The following is a 21,662-nucleotide window of genomic DNA, read 5'->3' on the forward strand; positions in this document are numbered from 1 at the left end:
ACAAATAGAAGTAGGTAGAACAAATAATTTCTTCCTCGTTTAAAAAAGTTTTAAAATGTTGAAATATTCGTTGTTCATTATGCTTAAAGTATGCTATGATTCTTTGTTGAGCAGAAGCAAACCGGAAAAACAAAAGGAGTTCACCAAATGATATATTTTGATAACAGTGCAACGACTCGGCCGTATCCAGAAGTTGTAGACACTTTTTCTACTGTAGCACGTACTTATTTTGCCAATCCCTCTTCTCTTCATCCATTAGGAAAAGAGGTTGAACAATTACTCCATTCAGCGCGACAAAAGGTCGCAGAGAGCCTTGAAGTAGAGCCTCAGGAAATAGTCTTTACTTCTGGAGGAACAGAAGGAAATAATATCTCAATAAAGGGTATCGCCTCACAATATCGTGATAGAGGAAATCATATTATAACTTCTACAATTGAACATTCAGCTACGTATGATGCATGCAAAAAATTAGAAAAAGAAGGATTTCGCGTTACGTATTTGTTGCCAAATGAACATGGGGTAATTTTAAAGTCACAAGTGGAGGAAGCTATTACTGATCATACGATTCTAGTCTCACTGATACATGTCAATAACGAAATCGGGTCGATTCAACCAATCGAAGAAATTGGTCAGTTATTAAAGACATATCCGCGAATAAATTTTCATGTAGATAACGTGCAAGGAATAGCAAAGGTTACGCTCCCTTTAAAAGGTATCGTTGATTTATGCACAATGTCAGCTCATAAATTTCATGGCCTAAATGGCAATGGAATTTTATATGTTCGCAAAGGTTTGAAGATAGACTCGCTCTTTACTGGTGGGAGTCAAGAACAAGGCATTAGACCAGGAACAGAAAATGTTGCTGGGGTAGTGGCAATGACGAAAGCATTAAGACTGGCGCTGGACCAACAAAAAACAAAAATTTTTATGGTAGAGGAAATTTCCCGTTGGATAGAACAGGAGTGTGAAAAAATAGAAGGAGTTTTTGTTAACTCCCCTAAAAAAAGGGCGCCGCATATTTTAAATATCTCCGTTCCTCATCTAAAACCAGAAGTGATTGTGCAAGCCTTGGCGGAAAAAGAAGTGTATATTTCCACTAAATCTGCCTGTTCTTCCAAGAAAAATGAGCCTAGTCGAGTGTTAATTTCGAGTGGTTATAACAAAGAGCGTTCTTCATCAGCAATTAGATTGTCTTTCTCTTTTGAAAATACGATGGAAGAAGCAATTGAATTTATGGATATTTTCAAAGAAGTTGTGATTTCGATGAAAAAGGTTGTGAAAAAATAATGAATTATGAACATATTTTAATTCGATACGCTGAGCTTTCCTTAAAGGGAAAGAATCGAAAGAAATTCGAGTCGAAATTAGAGCAAAACATTAAACAAGCATTGATTACCTTTCCGAACGTAAAAACAAATCGGTCTTTTGGAAGAATGTTTGTAGAATTGCATGGAGAAGATGAAAAAGCTGTATCAGAAAAACTGAAAGGTGTTTTTGGCGTTTATTCATTTAGTCCAGCACTAAAGTTATCGTTGACTGAAACGAATATTGTCGATGGAGCACTTTGGGCAATGAAGGATGCACTTCCATCTGGGAGTGGCTCTTTTAAAGTGACAGTGAGACGTGTAAATAAAGATTTCCCAATCGGATCTCAGGACATGAATAAGGTTGTTGGAGGACATATTTTACGTAATATGCAAGATCTTACCGTAGATGTTCATCAGCCTGAAGTAGAACTAAAAGTGGAAATTAGACAGGAGGCAGCATACATTACCTGTAAATCTGTTCGTGGGGCTGGAGGATTACCTGTAGGCACAAGCGGAAAAGTTATGCTAATGTTGTCTGGAGGGATCGATAGCCCGGTGGCGGGGTATTTGGCCCTCAAACGAGGAGTCACTATTGAAGCGATTCATTTTCATAGTCCACCGTATACAAATGATCGAGCCCGGCAAAAGGTGGAAGACATTGCAAAAGTACTAACGCAATATGGTGGGGATATCAAGCTCCATATTGTACCGTTTACTGATATTCAGACGAAAATCCATAAGCAGATTCCAGATAACTATGAAATGACAGTAACGAGAAGATTTATGTTACGAATTGCGGCTGTACTTGCTGAAGAAAGAAAAGCAAAAGGGATCGTGAATGGAGAAAGTTTGGGTCAGGTTGCCAGTCAAACTTTAGAGAGTATGCATACAATCAATGAGGTAACCAATTTGCCGATTTTACGCCCATTAATTACGATGGATAAACTAGAAGTAATTGATTATGCCAAGGCTATTGGTACCTATGATTTATCCATTCTCCCTTATGAAGACTGTTGTACGATATTTCTTCCTACCGAATCGAAAACGAGACCGACTAGAGAAAAGTCAGAACGGTATGAACACTGGCTTGAAATTGATGACATGGTCCAACAAGCAATTGATGGAATAACAACTGTTGATCTTAAATTAGGAGAAGCTTCACAGCCGGATTTTGAGCAGTTGTTTTAGTGGAATTTTAATAACATTCAATCCATCACAAATCAGTTAAATGATTATCCTATTTTTGGAGATATCCCCATAGTTTTTCTTGAATCACTTTTCACCTTGTAGCGCATTCTATGTGTACAAGGGAGGTGAGAGAACATGGCGAACAATAATAGTTCCAATCAACTAGTAGTCCCTGGTGTCCAACAAGCTTTAGATCAAATGAAATATGAAATCGCTCAGGAATTCGGTGTTAACCTTGGAGGGGATGCAACTTCCCGTGCAAACGGTTCTGTGGGTGGAGAAATCACAAAAAGGTTAGTTCAAATGGCTGAACAACAAATGGGTGGATCTCGCTAAAATTAAAACTAGGCTAAGGGTATCCTAAAGGGATGCCCTTTCTTTTGATTTTCCTTCCATTTTTCTGTATGATGATTCATAGAAGTGAACTAAATATTGCAAGACAGATTGAAAGGAAGACGCACCTATGGGAACATTATGGCATGGTGGTAAGATTCGTACACTAATAAACGAGACGGATGTCGAAGAAGCAGTTTATGTTAGAAATGGGAAGGTGATAAATGTTGGAGACTACGATGTTTTAAGGCGTGACTTCCAAGAAACTATTTCCGAGGAAATAAACCTTCAAGGGGCTACGATGTATCCTGGTTTTGTTGATAGTCATTTACATATGATAGGACATGGTGAAAAGTTACTGAAATTGGATGTATCAGAAGTGTCTAGCATTCAGGAATTAAAAAGCGTATTAGGTTCCGCACTTGAATCGGTCAGCGAGGGAGAATGGTTGTTAGCTGAAGGCTTTAATGAAAACCTTTATCAGGAACATACAGTGCCGGATCGTTATATACTCGATGAGGTTTCAATAAATCATCCTATTATGATTACAAGAGTGTGTCGACACGCTCTTGTAACTAATTCCTTAGGTCTTCAGCTTGCGGAGGTAAATGGACAAACGATTGATCCGCCTGGAGGACTCGTTGAGCGAGACGATAAGGGTATACCCACAGGTTATATGCATGATCAGGCTCAAGAACTAATAAAGAATTTAATTCCCGAAGAAGGTTTTAATTATATAGAAAAGGCTCTAAGAACATCTTTGAACGATTTATTTCGTAATGGGTATACAGGCGGACACTCGGAAGATTTAAACTATTACGGAGATGCAACACAGACGTTGGAAACTTTTTATCGAGTGATCGATGGCGAAAAAACGAAATTCCGTGCGAATTTGTTGGTCCACCATGAAGTGGCAGATGAAATTATTGAACAATCAGAAGATCGACTTTCTCACCCATATGTAGAATTAGGTTCTATTAAGATTTTTACGGACGGTGCTTTAGGTGGGAGAACTGCATTATTGAGTGAAGCCTATAGTGATGATCCTTCTACAAATGGAATGGCGATTCATACAAAAGAGGGATTAGAGCTCATTGTAAAACATGCTAGAGAACTAAAGATGCCAGTGGCAATTCATACAATTGGGGATTTATCATTGGAGTATGCGATCGATGCTTTGGAAAAATATCCGGTTTTACTTGGGAAAAGAGATCGATTAATTCATTTGCAAGTAACAAGAAAAGAACTTTTAACTCGTCTCCAAGAGCTACCAGTCGTTCTTGATATTCAACCGCGATTTGTGGCATCGGATTTCCCATGGGTAGAGGAGAGGTTAGGTCAGAAAAGATTAGAGGATGCGTTTGCATGGAAAACATTACTCAATCATCATTTAATTTGTGCCGGTGGATCTGATGCTCCGATAGAACCAATAAATCCTTTATTAGGATTACACGCTGCAGTAACTAGGCGAAAACCATATGAAAATCATAAAGGATATAGTGAAAAAGAGAAGTTGTCGTTGTTTGAAGCACTGCAATTGTTTACTAAAGGAAGTGCTCAAGCAATTGGTAGGGAAGAAGAAAGGGGAATTATAGCCCCTGGATACACAGCTGATTTCACGGTACTCACGGAAGATTTATTTGAGTTGAGTCCTGATGAATGGCTGAACGTGACAGTAGAAAAAACGATAGTGGATAATAGCGTGATGTATGAAAAATAGGTGTCTCAAAAGATCGAAAAACTTCTTTGAGACACGGAATGTTAATGTTATGAATCATCGCTTGATTTAATTGAAAACCGCTTTGAGAGGGCTTCTCAAAGCGGAGGGCAGCGCGAATGATCGCATCCTATATTTATGAAGAAACTAGCTGACTTTTTTACTTGGTTTGCTGTATTATAGAAAGCTTCTTTTTAATTTATGGAAAAACAAATTGTCTTTCATACGTAATGTTTTGATTGGTGTTTCGGATACTTTTATGCGAATTTCTTTTGAATGTTGAATGCTTAGTGCTTCATTGTCAGCTCCGATAATCGGGTGATCGTTGCCATCTTGGATTATTTTCAATACTAATTCACGCTCATGACTTAGAATAAGTGGTGAACCTAATGTCCTGTATTGATTATTGTTCAGGGAAGCAATCTCGGTTAGTTGCATTGATTTCAGCTTAGGATCGACGATTGCGCCACTAAGAGATTTATTATAAGCAGTACTACCGGTAGGGGTAGACACTACCAATCCATCACCGCGGAAAGTTTCTAAATATATCCCATCAATAAATACATCGAGTGCAAATGTCTTGATAATTTGAGAACGAATGGACAACTCATTTAAGCAACGGAAGGTTTGCCTTCCATCAACGGTGACTTCTAAAGTTGGATATTTAAGTACTTCAATCATATCTGATTGCAGACCTAATTCGATTTTTTCCAAATCATCCGTGCTAAAGTCTGTGTAAAAACCTAGTTTCCCATCATTTACGCCAATGTAGAGACAATCATCACGGAAGTTAGTTTTACGGATTGATTGAAGGAAGGTTCCATCACCACCAAAACTAATAATTATATTTGCATCTTTTGGATCCTCCACCAAGTGAAATCCGTACTTGCGACCGATATCACGGATAACTTCAACTTTTGATTCAAGTTCTTGAGTAGGTGTGTAATATAAATAAGCATTTTTACGTTCTGGCATAGTTTTAAACTCTCCTTTTCAGTAAATATGTTTATCTTATCATAAATGAAAGCGGATAATAAAGCTTGCAATACAGTTTTGCGGCGGAAAATTACATAATGCTGCAAAGCTTTTATAAAGAGATAAGAAAGTATTTAATAAAAGACGGCTATGCCGATTTTTATTAAGTAAGTAGAATAATGGAGTTTGCTTTAAACATCAAGGAATACTAGAAACGAAAAAAGAGGTTAGTGGAATAGAGGAGGATTTAAAATGTACGGAAAAAGATGGATCGCGCTAGGAGTGGCAGCTGCATTATTTTTAGTATCGATCGCTGCAGGTATAATAGGTAATGGATCTGAGGAAAATGAAATGGCAACAGGAGTCGGTAGTTTTTTTGGTGGAAGCGGAGAAAATTTTCATGAAAATATTTTAGAAGAAGGTGATGGTACAGGGAAAATTGCTGTTATTCATTTAAGTGGTGTCATTCAAAGTGAACCATCTGGTGGGCTGTTAGCAGCTGGCTACGATCATAAGTTGTTATTGGAGCAATTTGACCATGCTGCTGAAGACTCTGATGTACATGGTATTATTTTACGTGTAAATACACCCGGTGGTGGAGTTGTTGAAAGCGATGAAATTCATGATAAGGTACTGGAAGTCCAAGAGGAGTTTGGAAAACCTGTCTATGTATCCATGGCTGGAACGGCTGCAAGTGGTGGTTATTACGTTGCCGCCCCTGCAGAAAAGATAATGGCAAATGCACAAACTCTCACTGGATCGTTAGGGGTTATCATGCAATCGATAAATTATGGGGAACTGGCGGAAGAGTGGGGAGTAAAAACGGAAGTGATCAAAAGTGGGGAATTTAAAGATATTATGTCTTCCACTCGTGATATGACGGATGCCGAACGTGATATTCTTCAAGCACTTGTTGATGAGGCTTATGAGCAATTTGTAGATGTGATTGAAAATGGGAGAGATCTTGACAGAGATGAAGTCTATGAATTAGCGGATGGGCGTGTTTACACGGGATCTCAAGCGTTGGATCTAGGCTTAATTGACGGAGTTGGTCATTTAGATGACACGATTGAAGAGTTAATAGCAGATATTGGGCGCGGTCAATTAAGTGTTGTAGAGTACGAGGCAGACCTTGGATTTCCTTCCTTTCTAGGGGTGACGATTCAAGAAATGATTTCGAACCAACAGCTATCAGAGGTTAAAGGGTTTCTTCAACAAAACCAAGGACCTCAATTAAAATTCTTATATACAGATTGAGGTGAAGGAACATGAGTGAAGAAGAAGGTAATGAAGTAAGAGGGACGAACAGAAACGACCAAGAAGTGGGATTGACAACTAGTGATACTCTTTCAGAAGATACTGGTGTACTCAACACAATTGAAATACCAATAGCTGGATTTTGGATCCGTGCCTGGGCTTATCTATTTGATCTTTTAGTTGTTGTTAGTTTAAATGGAATTGTAATCGCTCCTGTTTATTTACTGGGTGATGTCGCTGAATTCTCGATAGGTACTTTCACTATTGTTGGAATTGTTAGCACGCTCATCAGTTTTGGATATTTTACAGTAATGACAAAATTGCTCGGTCAAACTTTAGGCAAAATGGTGTTTGGTTTAAAAGTTTATTCTTACGATCATCTAGAAATGACATGGTTAGACGTCATTTTTCGAGAAGTTGTAGGAAGATATATTCATCAGTCATTACTAGTTACAAATGTTCTTTATCTAATCGTAGCTTTCTCTCCGGAGAAAAGAGGCCTTCATGACAGGGTTGGAAGAACGTTTGTGGGGTTGGAATCTCGGAAGACTAAATCAATTATCCAAAAGAAAAGTGAAAAAAATAATGAATTAAAACCTGACATGGCATAATGTCAGGTTTTTTTTTTCGTGTTTTGGTCATAATAAGTTGGAAGATGTTGGACCGTGAAGGAGGAAAACCATGTATGTAACTTTAACCGTACTTGGGATTGTATTTTTGCTACTGATTCTTGTATGTATTATGAAGCTTACTATTGAAACAAAGATAAAGACTGAGAATAAAGACTTTGATGGCGAAATAAGGTTTTTTCTTTATTTCAGATGGCTAGGTTACAAGATGAAAATACCCGCAATCGATTTAGACAAGGAAAGCCCCTCTATTGTTTTTAAAGAATCAGACGGAGCATTAGAAGAGGATGGAGAAGATAAGAAAAAGAAGTTTTCCATTTTTGAGTTGATGTATGATTTAGAGTTATTTAGTGAGTTTTTACGGAATACGGTTGGCTTTTATAAGATTTTGCAAAAGTTTTTAAAAAAGATTTCAATAACGAACCTCAGTTGGGATACTAAATTTGGTTTAGAAGAAGCGGATAAAACAGGTGCAGCTTGTGGAGTAGTATGGTCTTTGAAAGGGGGGATACTAGGCATACTGGCGAAATATATGAAGCTAAAGTCTTCTCCAAACATGCAAGTGCAACCGCTTTTTAATCAGTTGTATTTGTCATCTTCATTTCAATGCATGGTTTCCTTTAGGATGGGTTATGCTATTCTTACGGTTATAAAGGTACTTTTGCACAGAAGAAAGGTAAAAGGTAAACGAAAGGTTAAATTTAAACATTCGAAAGGGAGGAACATACATGTCTGAGCATCCAATTCAAGGATTAATGAAAACAGCAATGGAAAATCTTAAGGATATGGTGGACGTCAATACAATTATTGGAGATCCGGTAGAAACGCCGGATGGAAGTGTTATCCTGCCGGTATCTAAAGTTGGCTTTGGTTTTGCAGCTGGTGGTAGTGAATTTGTGATACAAGACCATACTGTGGGATCCGAAACCGAACATAAACATCCATTTGGCGGAGGTAGTGGTGGTGGTGTTTCTATTACTCCAATCGCATTTTTAGTCGTAAGTGGAAAAGGTGTTAAAATGATTCATTTAAATCACCAAGCCCATTTCTATGAAAAATTAATGGAATTTACACCACAAGTAATTGATAAAATTCAACAGATGGTGCAACCTTCTTCATCTTCATCAGGTCAGCAATCTGGAATGAGTTCTCCACCGCCACCACCTCCAACAACTCCACCTGAAGAACCATATGGCGGTTAATACAGTTTCTGAATCGTAGCTCTGTTTACGTGCTGGGTATTTGTGGTATTCTTACTATGTGATAAGAAATTATTATAGGAGGAGATCTACAAATGGCAGCAGTAACATTTAAAGAGAAACCAGTAACACTTACAGGAAAGCAACTTTCTGTAGGCGATAAAGCTCCAGAATTCACAGTACTTGCTACAGATCTTTCAGAGGTGAAATTATCTGATTCCAAAGGGAAAGTACGCCTTATCAGTGTTGTCCCATCTATTGATACAGGAGTGTGTGAAGCACAAACCCGTAAATTCAATGAAGAGGCAGCAGAGCTTGGAAACGTAGAAGTATTAACGATAAGTGTTGACTTACCATTCGCACAAAGAAGATGGTGTGCAGCTGAAGGAATTGAAAATGTGCAAACATTGTCAGATCACCGCGACCTAGATTTCGGTAAGAAGTTTGGTGTTGCTATCGAAGAACTTCGTCTACTTTCTCGTTCTATTTTTGTGGTAGATAGTTCAGATACTGTGACTTATGTGGAATATGTTCCCGAAGTGACAAACCATGTTAATTATGATGCTGCCCTTGCAGCCGCTAAACAAGCTAAATAAAACTCCGAAAAGCACCTTCTCCCACAGATGGTGCTTTTCTTATGGTAAAAAATGGGGGGGCTGACCCCATAGAGTATAAAAACACACGATTGTCATCCTATGTTTTGCCAATTAGTATTTGATTCGGTACAATACTTAGATATGCAACGAAACAGATAAAAAGGAAGTGACAATAGTGGAAGCAACTACCAATACAGAAAAAATATATAATGTCCTTGATGAAGGGGCAGAATTACTAAAGAAGGAATTAGATTTGTTGTACATTGATGCACTTGGCCATATGGGTGAAAATATGTTCCAAGGTCAATCAGTGCAAAAGCTTTCAGATAGTAACAGTAAAGAAATGGAATTGCTTTTAAAAAGTTTGCCCAATAGCCAGGATGTGGCGCCTGAAGAGTACCGACGGGCTGTTCAACTAGCTGCTCTAAAAGGGATGAAAGAGGCAACTCAGCCTCATCATGCGATGACTCCGGATGCTGTTGGACTGTTCATTGGCTACTTAGTTAATAAATTATTGAGCTATGACACAGAGGCAATTAAACCAGTATTAATGGACCCGGCTGTTGGTTCTGGTAATCTTATGACTTCGGTAATGAACCAGGTTGAAAAGCAAACACACTTCATCGGAGCTGAGCCTGATGAGACACTGCTACGGATTGCTTACGTAAACGCAAATTTACAAAAGCATTCTGTTGATTTGTTTCATCATGATAGTGTTAATGCGGATACTGTCAAGGATGTAGATTTAATTGTTTCCGATTTACCACTTGGTTATTACCCTAATGACCAGGTAGCCAGTAAATTTGAAACAGTTGCAGATAAAGGACATTCTTACGTTCATCATTTATTAATTGAACAAGCTATGACACGCGTAAAAAAAGGTGGTTTTTTAGTATTCATCGTCCCTAATCAGATTTTTCAAACGGACCAATCTAAAAAGCTTCATTCGTTCATTAAAAAAGAAGCTGTCATTTACTCCTTTATGCAATTACCAGATACGATGTTCAAAAGCAAAGAGGCAGGGAAAAGTATTTTAATACTGAGAAAAAATAAACAAGGAATGGCCGAACCGAAACAAGCACTCTTGGCTGAACTGCCCTCATTTTCGAAGGAAGCAGCACTTGCCGATATGATGAAAAGAATTTCCGCTTGGCTGGATGATCATCTTAAAATTGAAAAGAATCATTCATAAAAATTTCACATTTTATTTATCTGTACTATGTACTACTCAAATTAAATGCTGTTTAGGTACAGCTCGATGTTAAGGGACTCCTTGGTAATTGACCATAGCAGTATTTTATGTTCCATATTGTGTTATAGTTCTGTTTTTCATAATGGGTGAAACAGAGGTTGCAATCTATCTTTTTGCATGGTTTAATTGTCTATGGTGTACGTATAATTATAAATAACTAATTAGGGAAAATACTACGTGTTACATGTAATTTAGAATAAAGGAGCGAATTCCATGACAAAAATAATTGCGATTAATGCTGGAAGCTCATCATTAAAGTTTCAATTGCTGGAAATGCCTAGCGAAGAAATTATTACAAAAGGTCTTGTAGAACGAATTGGACTTGATGATGCTGTATTTATGATAGAGGTAAACGGGGATAAGCGAGAGCAAACGTTAGAAATCAAGGATCATTCAAAAGCAGTAGAAATTTTATTGGACAAGCTTATTAGCTATAAAATCATCGGTTCCCTTGATGAAATCGGTGGAATTGGTCATCGAGTAGTGCATGGGGGAGAAAAGTTTAATCATTCGGTTCTCATCACTGAAGAAGTTATTAAAGGCATTGAAGATGTTTCAGAGCTAGCACCACTGCATAATCCCGCCAATCTTGTAGGGATACGCGCATTCAAAAAAATATTGCCTAATATACCGTCAGTGGCTGTCTTTGATACAGCATTTCACCAGACGATGCCAGAAGGGTCATACTTATACAGTCTTCCTTATGAGTATTACGAGAAATATGGGATTCGTAAATATGGTTTCCACGGGACTTCTCACAAATATGTCTCAGAAAGAGCGGCTGATATGCTCGGCAGACCACTGGAAAACTTACGACTGATCTCTTGTCACCTGGGTAATGGAGCAAGTATTGCGGCAATTGAGGGCGGTAAATCTATTGATACATCCATGGGATTCACCCCACTTGCTGGTGTTACGATGGGAACACGTTCTGGTAATATCGATCCGGCACTGATTCCGTATATTATGGAAAAAGCAAATCTATCAGCGGAAGAAGTGATGGATGTTCTTAACAAAAAAAGTGGAATGTTGGCTTTGTCTGGTTTTTCGAGCGATCTTCGAGATATCGAGCTTCGCGCAATTGAAGGAGACGATCGTGCAACATTAGCTCTAGAAGTGTTTACGTCCCGTATTCACAAATATATTGGCTCATATGCTGCAAGAATGCACGGGTTGGATGCTGTTATTTTCACAGCTGGAATTGGTGAGAATAGCGAAACGATTCGAGCTAAAGTTATGGAAGGTCTAGAGTTTATGGGCATTTATTGGGATCCGAAATTAAATAAAATCAGAGGGAAAGAGGCATTTTTAAATTATCCTCACTCTCCAGTTAAGGTAATGGTTATTCCGACGAATGAGGAAGTTATGATCGCTAGAGATACAATGGAATTAAGCTAGTCATTACTAGATGTATAAACATTAAAAAGACACTAAAAAGTTATTTAAACTTTTTAGTGTCTTTTCCCATTCGGGTATTAGAAGTGTGAGACCTGTACTTCTTCTCCAGTTCGATACCATATCCATAAGTCATTAATAATAGAAGCCAATTCTGCAATATCGCTGTTTAATTCGCAACTGCGGGTAAAATTAGATTCACGATATAGTTGATCTTGTAAATCATTAATCTGCATTTCGATTTCTTTTATACGATCTGGAATATTACCGCGATACTGCTCCCACTTTGCCAAGATATCTCCTTGTGCAGTAATATCAAGATCTTCCCATCTTTTGTTTAAGTCCGGTAGATTTATACCGAGGCGAGTGTTAAAGGTGAATTCTACATCCATACTGACCTCCAACTATTGAGAATCAGTTCTAACTATTAGAACATCGCATTTAGCATGGCGTGTAATATGCTCGGATACGCTGCCTATCAAGAATCGTTCCACTGCATTTAAGCCTGTCGCTCCTGTGACAATAAGGTCGACTTCATATTTAGATGCTACATCTTTAGCAATCTTTACTTTAGGAGAACCATAGTCAAGCACAATAGTAACATCAGTTACACCATTAGATATCGCTTCTTTTTTAAAGTCTTCGAGCATGTCTTTTGCATATTTTTCGGCTTCTGAGAGAACTGTTTGGTCATAATGTTCGATGGAAGCGAAAGATCTGGTATCAACAATGTGAGTTAGAAACAGTTTTGCATGATGATCTTTTGCCAACAATGAAGCTTTCTTAAAAGCACGCTTAGCTTCTGAAGAACCGTCCACAGCGACTAAAATTTTATTGTATTTTACTGACATAGAACTACCTCCTTCTATAATCGTAAAGATGAACTAGTACATCTTAATTATAACAAATCTTGATTAAAACAACGAATATAGAAAAGACTTATTCATTAATAGTTGACGTTTTTATAGAAGGGCATTTATATTTTTGAGTCTATTTATTTTTCTTTTACATATTTAAATCAGTATAATATAAAAGAGAAGTCAGATGAAAAATAATAACTTCGAAAATTTTCTGCAGAAATGAGGTTGAACGAATGCGTCATGCATTAATCACCGCAGGAACGAAAGGTCTTGGGAAAAAAGTAACAGAAGAGTTTTTACTGAAGGGGTATTCTGTAACAGTGAATTACCGAAATGATAATGGAACAATCGAAAAACTAAAGCAAGAATGGAAAGAGTATAGTGACTATGTCCAATTTGTAAAGGGTGATGTGACAAAAAAAGAAGATTTAAAGAGACTTGTCACCGAAGCTTTTCAACAATTTGAAAGAATAGATGTGTTAATACTTAATGCTGGTCCTTATATTTTTGAAAGAAAAAAACTTGTTGATTATAACGACGAAGAATGGGAACAAATGATGAATGGGAATCTAAATTCAGCTTTTCATTTATTGAAAGCTGTGATACCTATTATGAGAAAACAACAGTTTGGAAGAATCATTACCTATGGTTTTCAGGAAGCAGGTAATGCACCGGGATGGCTTTACAGGTCAGGTTTTGCTGCTTCAAAAGTTGGGTTAGTTTCTTTAACGAAAACGATTTCTATTGAAGAGGCTGAAAATGGCATTACAGCAAACATGGTTTCTCCGGGAAAGATTTCAGGGGATATGAAAGAAGCTACAATTGAACAATCTACTGCTGTTTTGGATGAAGAAACACCAGTGGGAAGGTCTGGTACAGGCGAAGATATTGCAAGAGCTGTTTTATTTTTATGTGATCCAAAATCAGGGATGATTACAGGAACAATCATGGAAGTTACTGGAGGAGTTGACGTTCTTCATCAATTCAGATAATTTACGAATGGTTATCCATCTATTTCCACATACTATTCCAGAGGTGTTGTAAAATGTGGATGAAGGTTATTCTTCTTATCTGTTTGAGTATGGGATTGAGTTCCGTTGTTTACGCGGATTATCCTTGGCTCCAAGATGAAACGTTAAAAGTGACAATTGTGACGGACGATATATTGTATGAATGGGAATATGAAAACCCTGATCAATTTGAGTACGAAGAAGGAAATACGATTTACCGAGGCGATAAGGCCAAAAAGTCATTCGAAGAAATTCTTCAATATATAGATTTGTCTGAACCAGAGTTAAAGGAACGATTGATTCAACAACTTTCGGACAGGTATGCTGGCTTGAATCGAATTACGGTAAAGAAAAAAGATATGAACCAATGTCTCCAAACATGGTTGTGGGATAAAAAACAAATATAAAAGCTGCACTGTAAGAGTTAAATAGAGGTTTCTATCATGTATAAAGAAGGGGACAGGAAAAGTTTAAGTTAACTTTTCCTGTCCCCTTCTTTTGGCTCTATTCTACAACGGAACGATGGTTAAATCTTTTGGGAATTGTGTCAGTATTTCATAACCATCCTCAGTAATGATAATATCATCTTCAATTCTCACGCCTGCTTGATTAGGGATGTATATACCTGGTTCAATGGTGAATACCATCCCTGTTTTTAGTGAATCTGTATTCTGATCACTTAAAGAAGGAAATTCATGAACTTCAATTCCAAGTCCATGTCCGATTCGATGAGGGAAATAGTCTCCATATCCCTGTTTCGAAATAAAGGACCGTGCTTCTGTATCTAACTTGGAAATAGGATTTCCGGGCACACAAGATTGTAGGGATCTTCTTTGGGCTTCCAGTACTGTATTATAAATTTCTTCATCTTCTTTTTTTATATGATCAAAAAACACAGTTCGGGTAATGTCTGAGGCATAACCTTTCCACATCACGCCGAGATCGAATAAAACCGCATCTCCTTTTTTCAGTTGGCGGTCTCCTGGATTTCCGTGAGGATCTCCAGCTTTCTCACCGAATAAAACCATAGTGGAGAAAGACATTTCTCTAATCCCGATTCGTTTAAGAGAATATTCAACAGCTGCTAGTACTTCCATTTCCGTAACACCTTCACGAAGAGCATTAATACCAGCCAAGACCCCTTCGTCGGCAAAGTGGGCAGCTTCTTTAAGGATAGCAATCTCTTTGGAGTCTTTGACTAATCTAAGCTCATTTAGAAGGGAATCGGCTTCCTGGAATTTCACATTTTCAATAACTGACTCCAAGGCTTTCATACGTGCCCATGACATGCTCGTTTCAATAGCAAATTGAGTTGGTTGAAGGTTTTGATCAATGAAGTATTCTGAAATTTTTTGCCAGGGATTCTCTGTATCACTGTAGCTGATAATATCTCCATCGGTGAAGACTGTTTTTACTTGATTTACTTCCATGTTAGGACAAATCATTATTGGGGAACTGGTCTGAAATATAATGACTGCTACAAGTCTTTCATGGGGATTAGTATCGAATTGGCTAAGGTAAAACACGTTAGCTCTCGTTTGGACCATCAAAGCGTCAATCTTTTTATGTTTCATTTTATATTTCAATTCTAGGATGCGTGTATTCATTTCTATTCCTCCTAAGGGCAGTACAATAATTTTATGATAGCATAAACGAATAAATCAGATGCATAATTTAAAACGAGATAGGGTAATTAAATTAAATATAGCTTATTAAAAAAGGAGAGAGATCTTACATGAAAATATCTTATCACGGTCATTCTGTCGTAAAAATTGAGACAAACGGAACAAATATTTATATTGATCCTTTTATAAATGGAAATGGTCAAACCGATCTTGTAGCAGATGATACAAAAGCAGATATTATTTTATTAACGCATGGTCATAATGATCATGTTGGAGATACTGTAGAGATTGCCAAACGAAACGACGCACTAGTAGTGGCGCCTTTTGAACTAGCTACATATCTAGGATGGCAAGGAGTGAATACTCATCCAATGCACATAGGCGGAGCACATGAGTTTGGCTTTGGTACAGTGAAGTATACCTTGGCTTTTCATGGATCATCTTATACAGAAGAAGAAAACCAAAAAATTGTTTATACAGGAATGCCAGGAGGAATTCTGTTTACTGCTGAAGGAAAAACGATTTATCATGCGGGGGACACGGCCCTTTTCTCTGACATGAAATTAATTGGTGAAATGAATGATATTGATGTTGCTTTTCTTCCAATTGGGGACAACTTCACTATGGGACCTGACGATGCACTGAAAGCTGCTGAGTGGACTGGTGCAAAAAAGGTTGTACCGATACACTATAATACATTTCCGGTTATTGAACAGGATCCTAAAGCTTTCTCTGACAAGGTTAAACCAGGTGAGGGTTTACTACTCAACGCTGGTGATGAAATAAATATTTAGTAGGAGATAAAGAATAATGAGTGAAAGGTATTTTACTATTGGTGACACTGATGCACGGAACATGGTTTGAGTGGAATATTGAGGTAATACTTTAGTATTGCACTAACAGGCAGTGCTTAGTTTAACAAGATCAAATAGAAAACAGAACACTTGGATTACAAGTGTTCTGTTTTCTGTTTGATCTATTATTTATAATGCGAAACAACTGTGTTTTGTATGTTTATTTGACCTGTTCCTTTCCATTTTGTCCACGGTATCGGGACTACTAATTCAGGAACACGACCCTTAATTATTCAATGGATTGAAAATTAGTTAATATATATATATATGAAGTTATCAAGATTCGCGTTGATCTAAATATTCTAATACTTCCTGGTCATATTTTTGACTTAAATACACTCCATCCAGTCTTTCGGAAGACTTAGCCAGATGTTTTTCAAATAATGTCGGCATAAGTTCTTTCCAAATGACTGTCCGAGTGACATAGTCGCGATCAAATCCCTTCATAAACTCATCAATTGACAGATCCAATCCTTCAGACATGCCAATAATCGAGGGGGGGATATTTTGTTGATATACTTCTAAATTATACGAGGCCTGAGACGCGACGGCATCTTCATTTACAGAAATCGAATATTCCTCAAAAGCATAGTCCTTCCAAGCATTTTCATATTCGGCTCTTTCTTGAGCTCTCTGAAATATTTCCTCATTTGAATAACTTTCATTGTATTCATGATTCTGAATGTAGTAGCGAATAAACCACTTCCTTTGTAATTCTTCGTGTAAAAGCGGCTTTTGTACTCGTAACACATGCAAGGCTTCTATAGTTAATGCTTTGTAATCCTCACTAGTTAAGCTTATTTGCTGTTCACCAAAAATAGCTTCAACTGGCTCATTTTCATAGATAGTATCAGTTTGTATATCATTTTGGTCACTGCAGGATATTAACAACAGGATTGATCCTATTGCACTAGCTAAGATGGGATGGATTCGGACCATACACGAACCTCCATTTCAATCAGATAAATTCTAGGTATTTAATTATTTAGTAACAGAGTAGAAATACACATGTCAGCTTAAGATTTATTGAACACTTAGTCCACTTCAACTATCGAACGGTAATAACAAAGCAATAAATTCACTAAAATAGAGATAAAAGATAATAGTTTTTTAAAGACTTCAATGCAGTTTTTCTTAATTATACCTCTTTATTTCCCTATATACCCTAATACGAAAAAATTGTAAGCATTATTTAATAAAAATGTTCTGTTAACAGGTAAAATCTTGATGTGGAGATGAATGAAGATTATACTTGTAGTAGTACAGAGCTGAAAAAGTGAGTAAACAGTTTAATATAGGAGGGATTAAACCAATAATGACAAAGCATGAACAAATACTACAGCACATTCGTTCCTTAGAGGTAGGGAATAAAATATCCGTGCGGCATATTGCAAAAGAGTTAAATGTCAGTGAAGGAACTGCTTATAGAGCTATCAAAGATGCCGAAAATCAGGGCTTGGTCAGTACCATTGAAAGAGTTGGTACTATCCGCATAGAAAAGAAACAGAAAGAAAACATTGAGAAACTAACATATGCAGAAATTGTAAATGTTGTTGAAGGTTCTGTTTTAGGTGGGCGAGATGGTTTATATAAGACTTTGAATAAATTTGTAATTGGAGCTATGAAGGCCGAACAGATGATGAGATATGTTGAAGCGGGTAACCTATTAATCGTGGGTAACCGGGAACAAGTGCATAAACTCGCATTGGAAGAAGGATCTGCTGTATTAATCACAGGTGGTTTTGATACAAATGAAGAGGTTAAGCAAATAGCAGACAGACTAAACCTTCCGATTATTTCAACTTCATACGATACATTTACGGTAGCTACAATGATCAATCGAGCAATTTATGACCAGTTAATTAAAAAGGAAATAATTTCCGTGGAAGATATATTAATCCCAATAGAGAATACAAATTTTTTAACTCTTTCCCATACAGTAGAAAAATGGCATGAGTTAAATAACAAAACAGGACATAGCCGTTATCCGATTGTGGGAGAAGATTTAAAACTTCATGGTATTGTGACTGCCAAGGATGTAATGGGAATAACACCATTTGTCGAAGTGGAAAAAATTATGACGAAGCAACCTATTACCGTTACAAGCGGTACCTCTGTAGCTTCTGCTGCTCATATGATGATATGGGAAGGGATTGAATTATTACCCGTAATCACTAAGAGTAAGAAACTTATTGGTGTTATTAGCCGGCAAGATGTTTTAAAAGCCTTGCAAATGATCCAACGTCAGCCTCAAGTTGGCGACACAATTGAGGATCTGGTGACACGACATTTTGAAGATGTTTCTACACCAAATGAATATGCATTTCAGCTTGAAGTGACCCCGCAAATGACAAATCATTTAGGGACAATTTCTTATGGAGTAATGACAACAATTGTCACAGAGGCAGGGAGCAGAGTTTTACGGAAGCATAAAAAAGGGGAACTAGTTGTAGAAAATATAACGTTATTTTTCATTAAGCCTGTTCAAATAGATTCGGTGATGTATATTCGACCGCAAGTATTAGAGGTAGGACGCAAATTCGGGAAAGTAGATGTGGAACTATTCCATGAAAATCAGATGGTTGGAAAAGCGATGTTGATGGCTCAATTGATTGATAGATAAGTAAGAAAAACGCGAGTAGCACCTACGTAGTGCGTGTAGGTGCTACTCGAAAGGAGGGTGGGTTTCCCTTGACACGCGTGGCGTAAAGATAGCTGTAAACTTATAAATTCTTATCTTGTAAAAAATAAGAAAATGAAATAAAGCTAAACCTTATTTCATTTTCTTGCACATTAAACAAACATTACCTAGTTACTTCTTTGAGTTGCAGCTTTTTCCATCGTTTCAGCTTCTTTTTTTGCGTGAGGTGCAATTTCCTTGTGTTGCTTTAATCCGAAATATAGATTAGCAATTCCGTAAACAAAGAAAAGTAAAGCAATAACAGCAGCCACCGATGATAACAGGTTTAAATAGCTGTTAATTGCGAAGGATATAAAGAAAATACCTACCGTAATACTCCCTTTTGTTCCATACCATCGTTTAGCCATTGGTCCAGTAGAACGTACTTGTTGCACCTTGAAGTATACGAAAAATAGTAAAGAACTGATTATAAGAAACATGAGAAGAAAAGTCATCGTTAATTACTCCTTTTAATTTTAGTGAGTGATATATAAGCCTCTCTATTGTAAAGTAGCATGAAGAGAGAGGCAACAGCAATTTAAGAGTACTTTCCAAGGAGGAGAAAAAGTGAAAAAACAAATCATTGAAAAAATAAAACAGTGGGATACGATAATTATACATCGTCACGCTCGCCCCGATCCTGATGCAATAGGTTCTCAGGCTGGCTTAAAAGCATTAATTAATCTGTACTTTCCTGATAAAAGTGTCAAATTAGCCGGTGAGGAAGAAGCGTCATTATCATTTCTTTCCCCAATGAATACTATTTCTGATGAGGAATTTTCTAATTCTCTTGTCATTGTGTGCGATACCGCGAATGTGGATAGGATAGATGATGAAAGATATAAGAATGGACAAGAAGTAATTAAAATTGATCATCATCCAAATGTAGATGAATATGGGTCTGTTTCATGGGTAGATACTTCAGCAAGTTCCACAAGCGAAATGATTTTTGAACTTTTCTTGGAATTGGAAAAAGAAGCGGTTAAATGGTGTGACAACATGGCAAGGCTTCTGTATGCCGGTATCGTGGGCGACACAGGAAGATTTCGATTCCCGAACACTACGCAAAAGACATTTCTTTATGCCAGCAGGCTCATACAAGGTGCATTTGCACCAGGAGATATTTTTGACCGTCTTTATGAGAAGTCACTGCCATTACTTCGATTAGAAGGATATGTATTATCAGAAATAACAGTATTGCCTTCAGGTGCCGGTTACATAACCCTACCTAAGGAAAAATTGGTCCAATTCGGTGTTACTTCAAAAGAAGCTTCGATGATTGTAAATAGTTTTTCCGCGTTAAAAGGAATCAAAGCTTGGGTATTTTTTGTAGAGGAATCTGATACCATTCGGGTTCGTTTAAGATCAAAAGGTCCTCATATTCATGAACTAGCGGCGAGGTTTAATGGTGGTGGCCATCCACTTGCATCAGGAGCATCGGCAAATTCCTGGGATGAAACAAAAGAAATTTTGGCTCAATTAGATAAATTATGTCAGGATTATAAGTAGAAGGAATTAAAGGAACTTCGGGGGTGATGAGTGAATTTATACATCACCCCTAAATTCTTAAGCTTTCTTTTTTGGTGTGATCCAAGAACCTACGTCTGTGGTTTCTTCTATAAAATCAATGTCATGTAAAACAAGCTCTTTTTTAATTTTATTCAGTACTTCTTGGGACTCCGCAAAGGCAGTATATCCTAATCGGATTGATTTAATCTTATCCTCAGCAATTTTACTACGACTAATTACTTTCATATTCGTACCCCCTTCATTCTCTGATACTTATAGTATACCGAAGAGAACGTTGAGGTGTATCATTCTTCATGATTGTTTAATAAATTGACATAAATGAAAGAAGTGACCTTTTGATTGCTTCATTCTTACTCTGCTAAAACAATCTCGACATGTATTTCTACCGTTGTGTATAAAAGTAATTGCCGTACTTTAAGCTTGTATCGTTTATCATTCACAATAAATGTTTTATTCTCGACGGATTTAATAATAAAATCATGTGAAGCAAAAACGGTCTCAATATTGCGTGACCTAACCTCTTCAAGTTCACTTTCTAGAGACCCGCGTAATTCGTGTAACGTTAACTCGCTTAACTTAACCTGTTCTTGATTGATAAAATTTATATGAATATCTTGAACCGTTAGTAATTGTTCGTTGTCTCTATTTTGTTCATCTTGGTCTTCTCTAAGGATTTCTATCGTTTTTTCGTTTTTTTCAATTTCAGTCGACTGATTTCCAATTTGCAAGATTAATTTCTCGTGAACAGTGCCAAAATGAAACAGGAAAAAAAGCCAACCGAAAATTAGCCCTAGAAAAAAACCAGCAAAAAAACGTTGCCAGCTAATTTCACGATGAAAAGGGGGGATTCTCATTTGACACCTTCCTGTGTAATCCATTGAATGAGTACAGTGCCGCTGTGTGCTCCTGATAATGCAGCAAAAATAACGACAATCGTTCGGAAAATATCGGCATGAGTACCTTCGAATATTCCTCGTTCTAATGAAGAAATAGCTTCAAATGTCCCTCCAATTGCAGCTACAAGTGCCCAAATCTTTAAACTTGAGGCTAAATCATACATAATAGACAATGGCGGTTTTCCTATAAGGTAGGCTCCAATTCCACCTAATATTGTCCCGCCAATGATCACACCAAAGGCGACAAAAAAATCAATAATTAACGTAGCTAGAAAGTCTTTATCCATCAGGAGTCCTCCTTGTAAATCAGGCTCTGTTTCATATATATGGACAAAGCCTCTGAGGTATTCCTGTATATT

The 21,662-nt window shown here is 37.3% G+C and carries 25 protein-coding genes; 16 read left to right on the forward strand and 9 right to left on the reverse strand.

The features are described 5' to 3' along the window. Nucleotides 1–147 precede the first annotated feature (147 nt). The 4 genes from ACHABW_RS05570 to ACHABW_RS05585 all read left to right on the forward strand — a co-directional run bounded on the left by ACHABW_RS05570 (nucleotide 148) and on the right by ACHABW_RS05585 (nucleotide 4,548). On the forward strand, nucleotides 148–1,287 hold the full coding sequence (locus ACHABW_RS05570) for a cysteine desulfurase family protein (RefSeq protein WP_435754433.1): 1,140 nt from the start codon (nucleotides 148–150) through the stop codon (nucleotides 1,285–1,287). After that, nucleotides 1,287–2,495 (forward strand): tRNA uracil 4-sulfurtransferase ThiI, encoded by a 1,209-nt coding sequence (gene thiI, locus ACHABW_RS05575; protein WP_435754434.1) that lies wholly within the window; start codon nucleotides 1,287–1,289, stop codon nucleotides 2,493–2,495. The genes ACHABW_RS05570 and thiI overlap by 1 nt, the downstream gene beginning before the upstream one ends. A gap of 135 nt (nucleotides 2,496–2,630) precedes the next feature. Beyond that, a complete protein-coding gene (locus tag ACHABW_RS05580; protein WP_110934846.1) occupies nucleotides 2,631–2,831 on the forward strand; it encodes an alpha/beta-type small acid-soluble spore protein in 201 nt (66 codons plus the stop codon). Nucleotides 2,832–2,958: 127 nt separating this feature from the next. Next, a complete protein-coding gene (locus ACHABW_RS05585; RefSeq protein ID WP_435754435.1) occupies nucleotides 2,959–4,548 on the forward strand; it encodes an amidohydrolase in 1,590 nt (529 codons plus the stop codon). A gap of 174 nt (nucleotides 4,549–4,722) precedes the next feature. Here the strand turns inward: ACHABW_RS05585 and ACHABW_RS05590 are convergent, their stop codons facing one another. Further along, complete coding sequence (locus ACHABW_RS05590) at nucleotides 4,723–5,520, reverse strand: NAD kinase (RefSeq protein WP_435754436.1); 798 nt, start codon at nucleotides 5,518–5,520, stop codon at nucleotides 4,723–4,725. 252 nt (nucleotides 5,521–5,772) lie between these two features. Here ACHABW_RS05590 and sppA point away from each other — a divergent pair, with 252 nt between their 5' ends. The 7 genes from sppA (at nucleotide 5,773) to ACHABW_RS05625 (ending at nucleotide 11,851) form a co-directional block, all read left to right on the forward strand. Then, a complete protein-coding gene (sppA, locus tag ACHABW_RS05595) occupies nucleotides 5,773–6,777 on the forward strand; it encodes a signal peptide peptidase SppA (RefSeq protein WP_435754437.1) in 1,005 nt (334 codons plus the stop codon). Nucleotides 6,778–6,788: 11 nt separating this feature from the next. Beyond that, the gene (locus ACHABW_RS05600) at nucleotides 6,789–7,388 is read left to right on the forward strand and encodes an RDD family protein (RefSeq protein WP_435754438.1); all 600 of its coding nucleotides are present in this window, start codon (nucleotides 6,789–6,791) and stop codon (nucleotides 7,386–7,388) included. Nucleotides 7,389–7,458: 70 nt separating this feature from the next. After that, the gene (locus ACHABW_RS05605; protein WP_435754439.1) at nucleotides 7,459–8,142 is read left to right on the forward strand and encodes a DUF2953 domain-containing protein; all 684 of its coding nucleotides are present in this window, start codon (nucleotides 7,459–7,461) and stop codon (nucleotides 8,140–8,142) included. Continuing rightward, nucleotides 8,135–8,608: a GerW family sporulation protein gene (gene ytfJ, locus ACHABW_RS05610; protein ID WP_435754440.1), complete on the forward strand. Its 474-nt coding sequence runs from the start codon at nucleotides 8,135–8,137 to the stop codon at nucleotides 8,606–8,608. Before ACHABW_RS05605 ends, ytfJ begins: the two co-directional genes overlap by 8 nt. A 92-nt stretch (nucleotides 8,609–8,700) precedes the next feature. Further along, nucleotides 8,701–9,201 carry a thiol peroxidase gene (gene tpx, locus ACHABW_RS05615; protein WP_110934853.1) on the forward strand — a complete coding sequence of 167 codons (501 nt, stop codon included), beginning with the start codon at nucleotides 8,701–8,703 and terminating at the stop codon, nucleotides 9,199–9,201. 175 nt (nucleotides 9,202–9,376) lie between these two features. Beyond that, nucleotides 9,377–10,393: a class I SAM-dependent methyltransferase gene (locus tag ACHABW_RS05620; RefSeq protein WP_435754441.1), complete on the forward strand. Its 1,017-nt coding sequence runs from the start codon at nucleotides 9,377–9,379 to the stop codon at nucleotides 10,391–10,393. 273 nt (nucleotides 10,394–10,666) lie between these two features. Further along, nucleotides 10,667–11,851, forward strand: a complete 1,185-nt coding sequence (locus tag ACHABW_RS05625) for an acetate kinase (protein ID WP_110934855.1) — start codon at nucleotides 10,667–10,669, stop codon at nucleotides 11,849–11,851. A gap of 77 nt (nucleotides 11,852–11,928) precedes the next feature. On the opposite strand, the gene ACHABW_RS05630 is transcribed toward ACHABW_RS05625, so the two are convergent. After that, nucleotides 11,929–12,240: a hypothetical protein gene (locus ACHABW_RS05630; protein ID WP_435754442.1), complete on the reverse strand. Its 312-nt coding sequence runs from the start codon at nucleotides 12,238–12,240 to the stop codon at nucleotides 11,929–11,931. A gap of 12 nt (nucleotides 12,241–12,252) precedes the next feature. Then, the gene (locus ACHABW_RS05635) at nucleotides 12,253–12,699 is read right to left on the reverse strand and encodes a universal stress protein (protein ID WP_110934857.1); all 447 of its coding nucleotides are present in this window, start codon (nucleotides 12,697–12,699) and stop codon (nucleotides 12,253–12,255) included. A 242-nt stretch (nucleotides 12,700–12,941) separates the two neighbouring features. Between ACHABW_RS05635 and ACHABW_RS05640 the strand changes: the two genes are divergently transcribed. Together ACHABW_RS05640 and ACHABW_RS05645 are read left to right on the forward strand one after the other, a co-directional pair. Then, nucleotides 12,942–13,700 (forward strand): SDR family oxidoreductase, encoded by a 759-nt coding sequence (locus tag ACHABW_RS05640; protein ID WP_435754443.1) that lies wholly within the window; start codon nucleotides 12,942–12,944, stop codon nucleotides 13,698–13,700. A 53-nt stretch (nucleotides 13,701–13,753) separates the two neighbouring features. Next, the gene (locus ACHABW_RS05645) at nucleotides 13,754–14,125 is read left to right on the forward strand and encodes a hypothetical protein (protein ID WP_435754444.1); all 372 of its coding nucleotides are present in this window, start codon (nucleotides 13,754–13,756) and stop codon (nucleotides 14,123–14,125) included. A 102-nt stretch (nucleotides 14,126–14,227) separates the two neighbouring features. On the opposite strand, the gene ACHABW_RS05650 is transcribed toward ACHABW_RS05645, so the two are convergent. Then, nucleotides 14,228–15,325: a M24 family metallopeptidase gene (locus tag ACHABW_RS05650; RefSeq protein ID WP_435754445.1), complete on the reverse strand. Its 1,098-nt coding sequence runs from the start codon at nucleotides 15,323–15,325 to the stop codon at nucleotides 14,228–14,230. Nucleotides 15,326–15,453: 128 nt separating this feature from the next. On the opposite strand from ACHABW_RS05650, the gene ACHABW_RS05655 reads away from it, so the two are divergent. Further along, nucleotides 15,454–16,137: a metal-dependent hydrolase gene (locus tag ACHABW_RS05655; protein WP_435754446.1), complete on the forward strand. Its 684-nt coding sequence runs from the start codon at nucleotides 15,454–15,456 to the stop codon at nucleotides 16,135–16,137. Between the two features lie 336 nt (nucleotides 16,138–16,473). Here ACHABW_RS05655 and ACHABW_RS05660 read toward each other — a convergent pair whose 3' ends face one another. Then, nucleotides 16,474–17,136, reverse strand: coding sequence for a hypothetical protein (locus tag ACHABW_RS05660; protein ID WP_435754447.1), 663 nt, complete (start codon nucleotides 17,134–17,136; stop codon nucleotides 16,474–16,476). Between the two features lie 376 nt (nucleotides 17,137–17,512). Here ACHABW_RS05660 and ACHABW_RS05665 point away from each other — a divergent pair, with 376 nt between their 5' ends. After that, nucleotides 17,513–18,820 (forward strand): DRTGG domain-containing protein, encoded by a 1,308-nt coding sequence (locus ACHABW_RS05665; RefSeq protein ID WP_110934863.1) that lies wholly within the window; start codon nucleotides 17,513–17,515, stop codon nucleotides 18,818–18,820. A 185-nt stretch (nucleotides 18,821–19,005) separates the two neighbouring features. Here ACHABW_RS05665 and ACHABW_RS05670 read toward each other — a convergent pair whose 3' ends face one another. Then, nucleotides 19,006–19,332: a YtpI family protein gene (locus ACHABW_RS05670; RefSeq protein WP_110934864.1), complete on the reverse strand. Its 327-nt coding sequence runs from the start codon at nucleotides 19,330–19,332 to the stop codon at nucleotides 19,006–19,008. A gap of 112 nt (nucleotides 19,333–19,444) precedes the next feature. On the opposite strand from ACHABW_RS05670, the gene ACHABW_RS05675 reads away from it, so the two are divergent. Further along, entirely contained in the window at nucleotides 19,445–20,386 is a 942-nt protein-coding gene (locus ACHABW_RS05675; RefSeq protein WP_435754448.1) for a DHH family phosphoesterase, read from the forward strand. A 57-nt stretch (nucleotides 20,387–20,443) separates the two neighbouring features. Here the strand turns inward: ACHABW_RS05675 and ACHABW_RS05680 are convergent, their stop codons facing one another. From ACHABW_RS05680 to ACHABW_RS05690, 3 genes are all read right to left on the reverse strand, one after another. Continuing rightward, complete coding sequence (locus tag ACHABW_RS05680) at nucleotides 20,444–20,632, reverse strand: hypothetical protein (protein WP_110934866.1); 189 nt, start codon at nucleotides 20,630–20,632, stop codon at nucleotides 20,444–20,446. 125 nt (nucleotides 20,633–20,757) lie between these two features. Continuing rightward, nucleotides 20,758–21,261 carry a sporulation membrane protein YtrI gene (gene ytrI / locus ACHABW_RS05685; RefSeq protein WP_435754449.1) on the reverse strand — a complete coding sequence of 168 codons (504 nt, stop codon included), beginning with the start codon at nucleotides 21,259–21,261 and terminating at the stop codon, nucleotides 20,758–20,760. Continuing rightward, nucleotides 21,258–21,590, reverse strand: a complete 333-nt coding sequence (locus ACHABW_RS05690) for a YtrH family sporulation protein (protein WP_110934868.1) — start codon at nucleotides 21,588–21,590, stop codon at nucleotides 21,258–21,260. The genes ytrI and ACHABW_RS05690 overlap by 4 nt, the downstream gene beginning before the upstream one ends. Nucleotides 21,591–21,662: the final 72 nt, after the last annotated feature.

It is taken from the genome of Salipaludibacillus sp. CF4.18 (genome assembly GCF_051262595.1).
In the GTDB taxonomy this organism is placed as follows: Bacteria; Bacillota; Bacilli; order Bacillales; family Salisediminibacteriaceae; genus Salipaludibacillus; species Salipaludibacillus neizhouensis.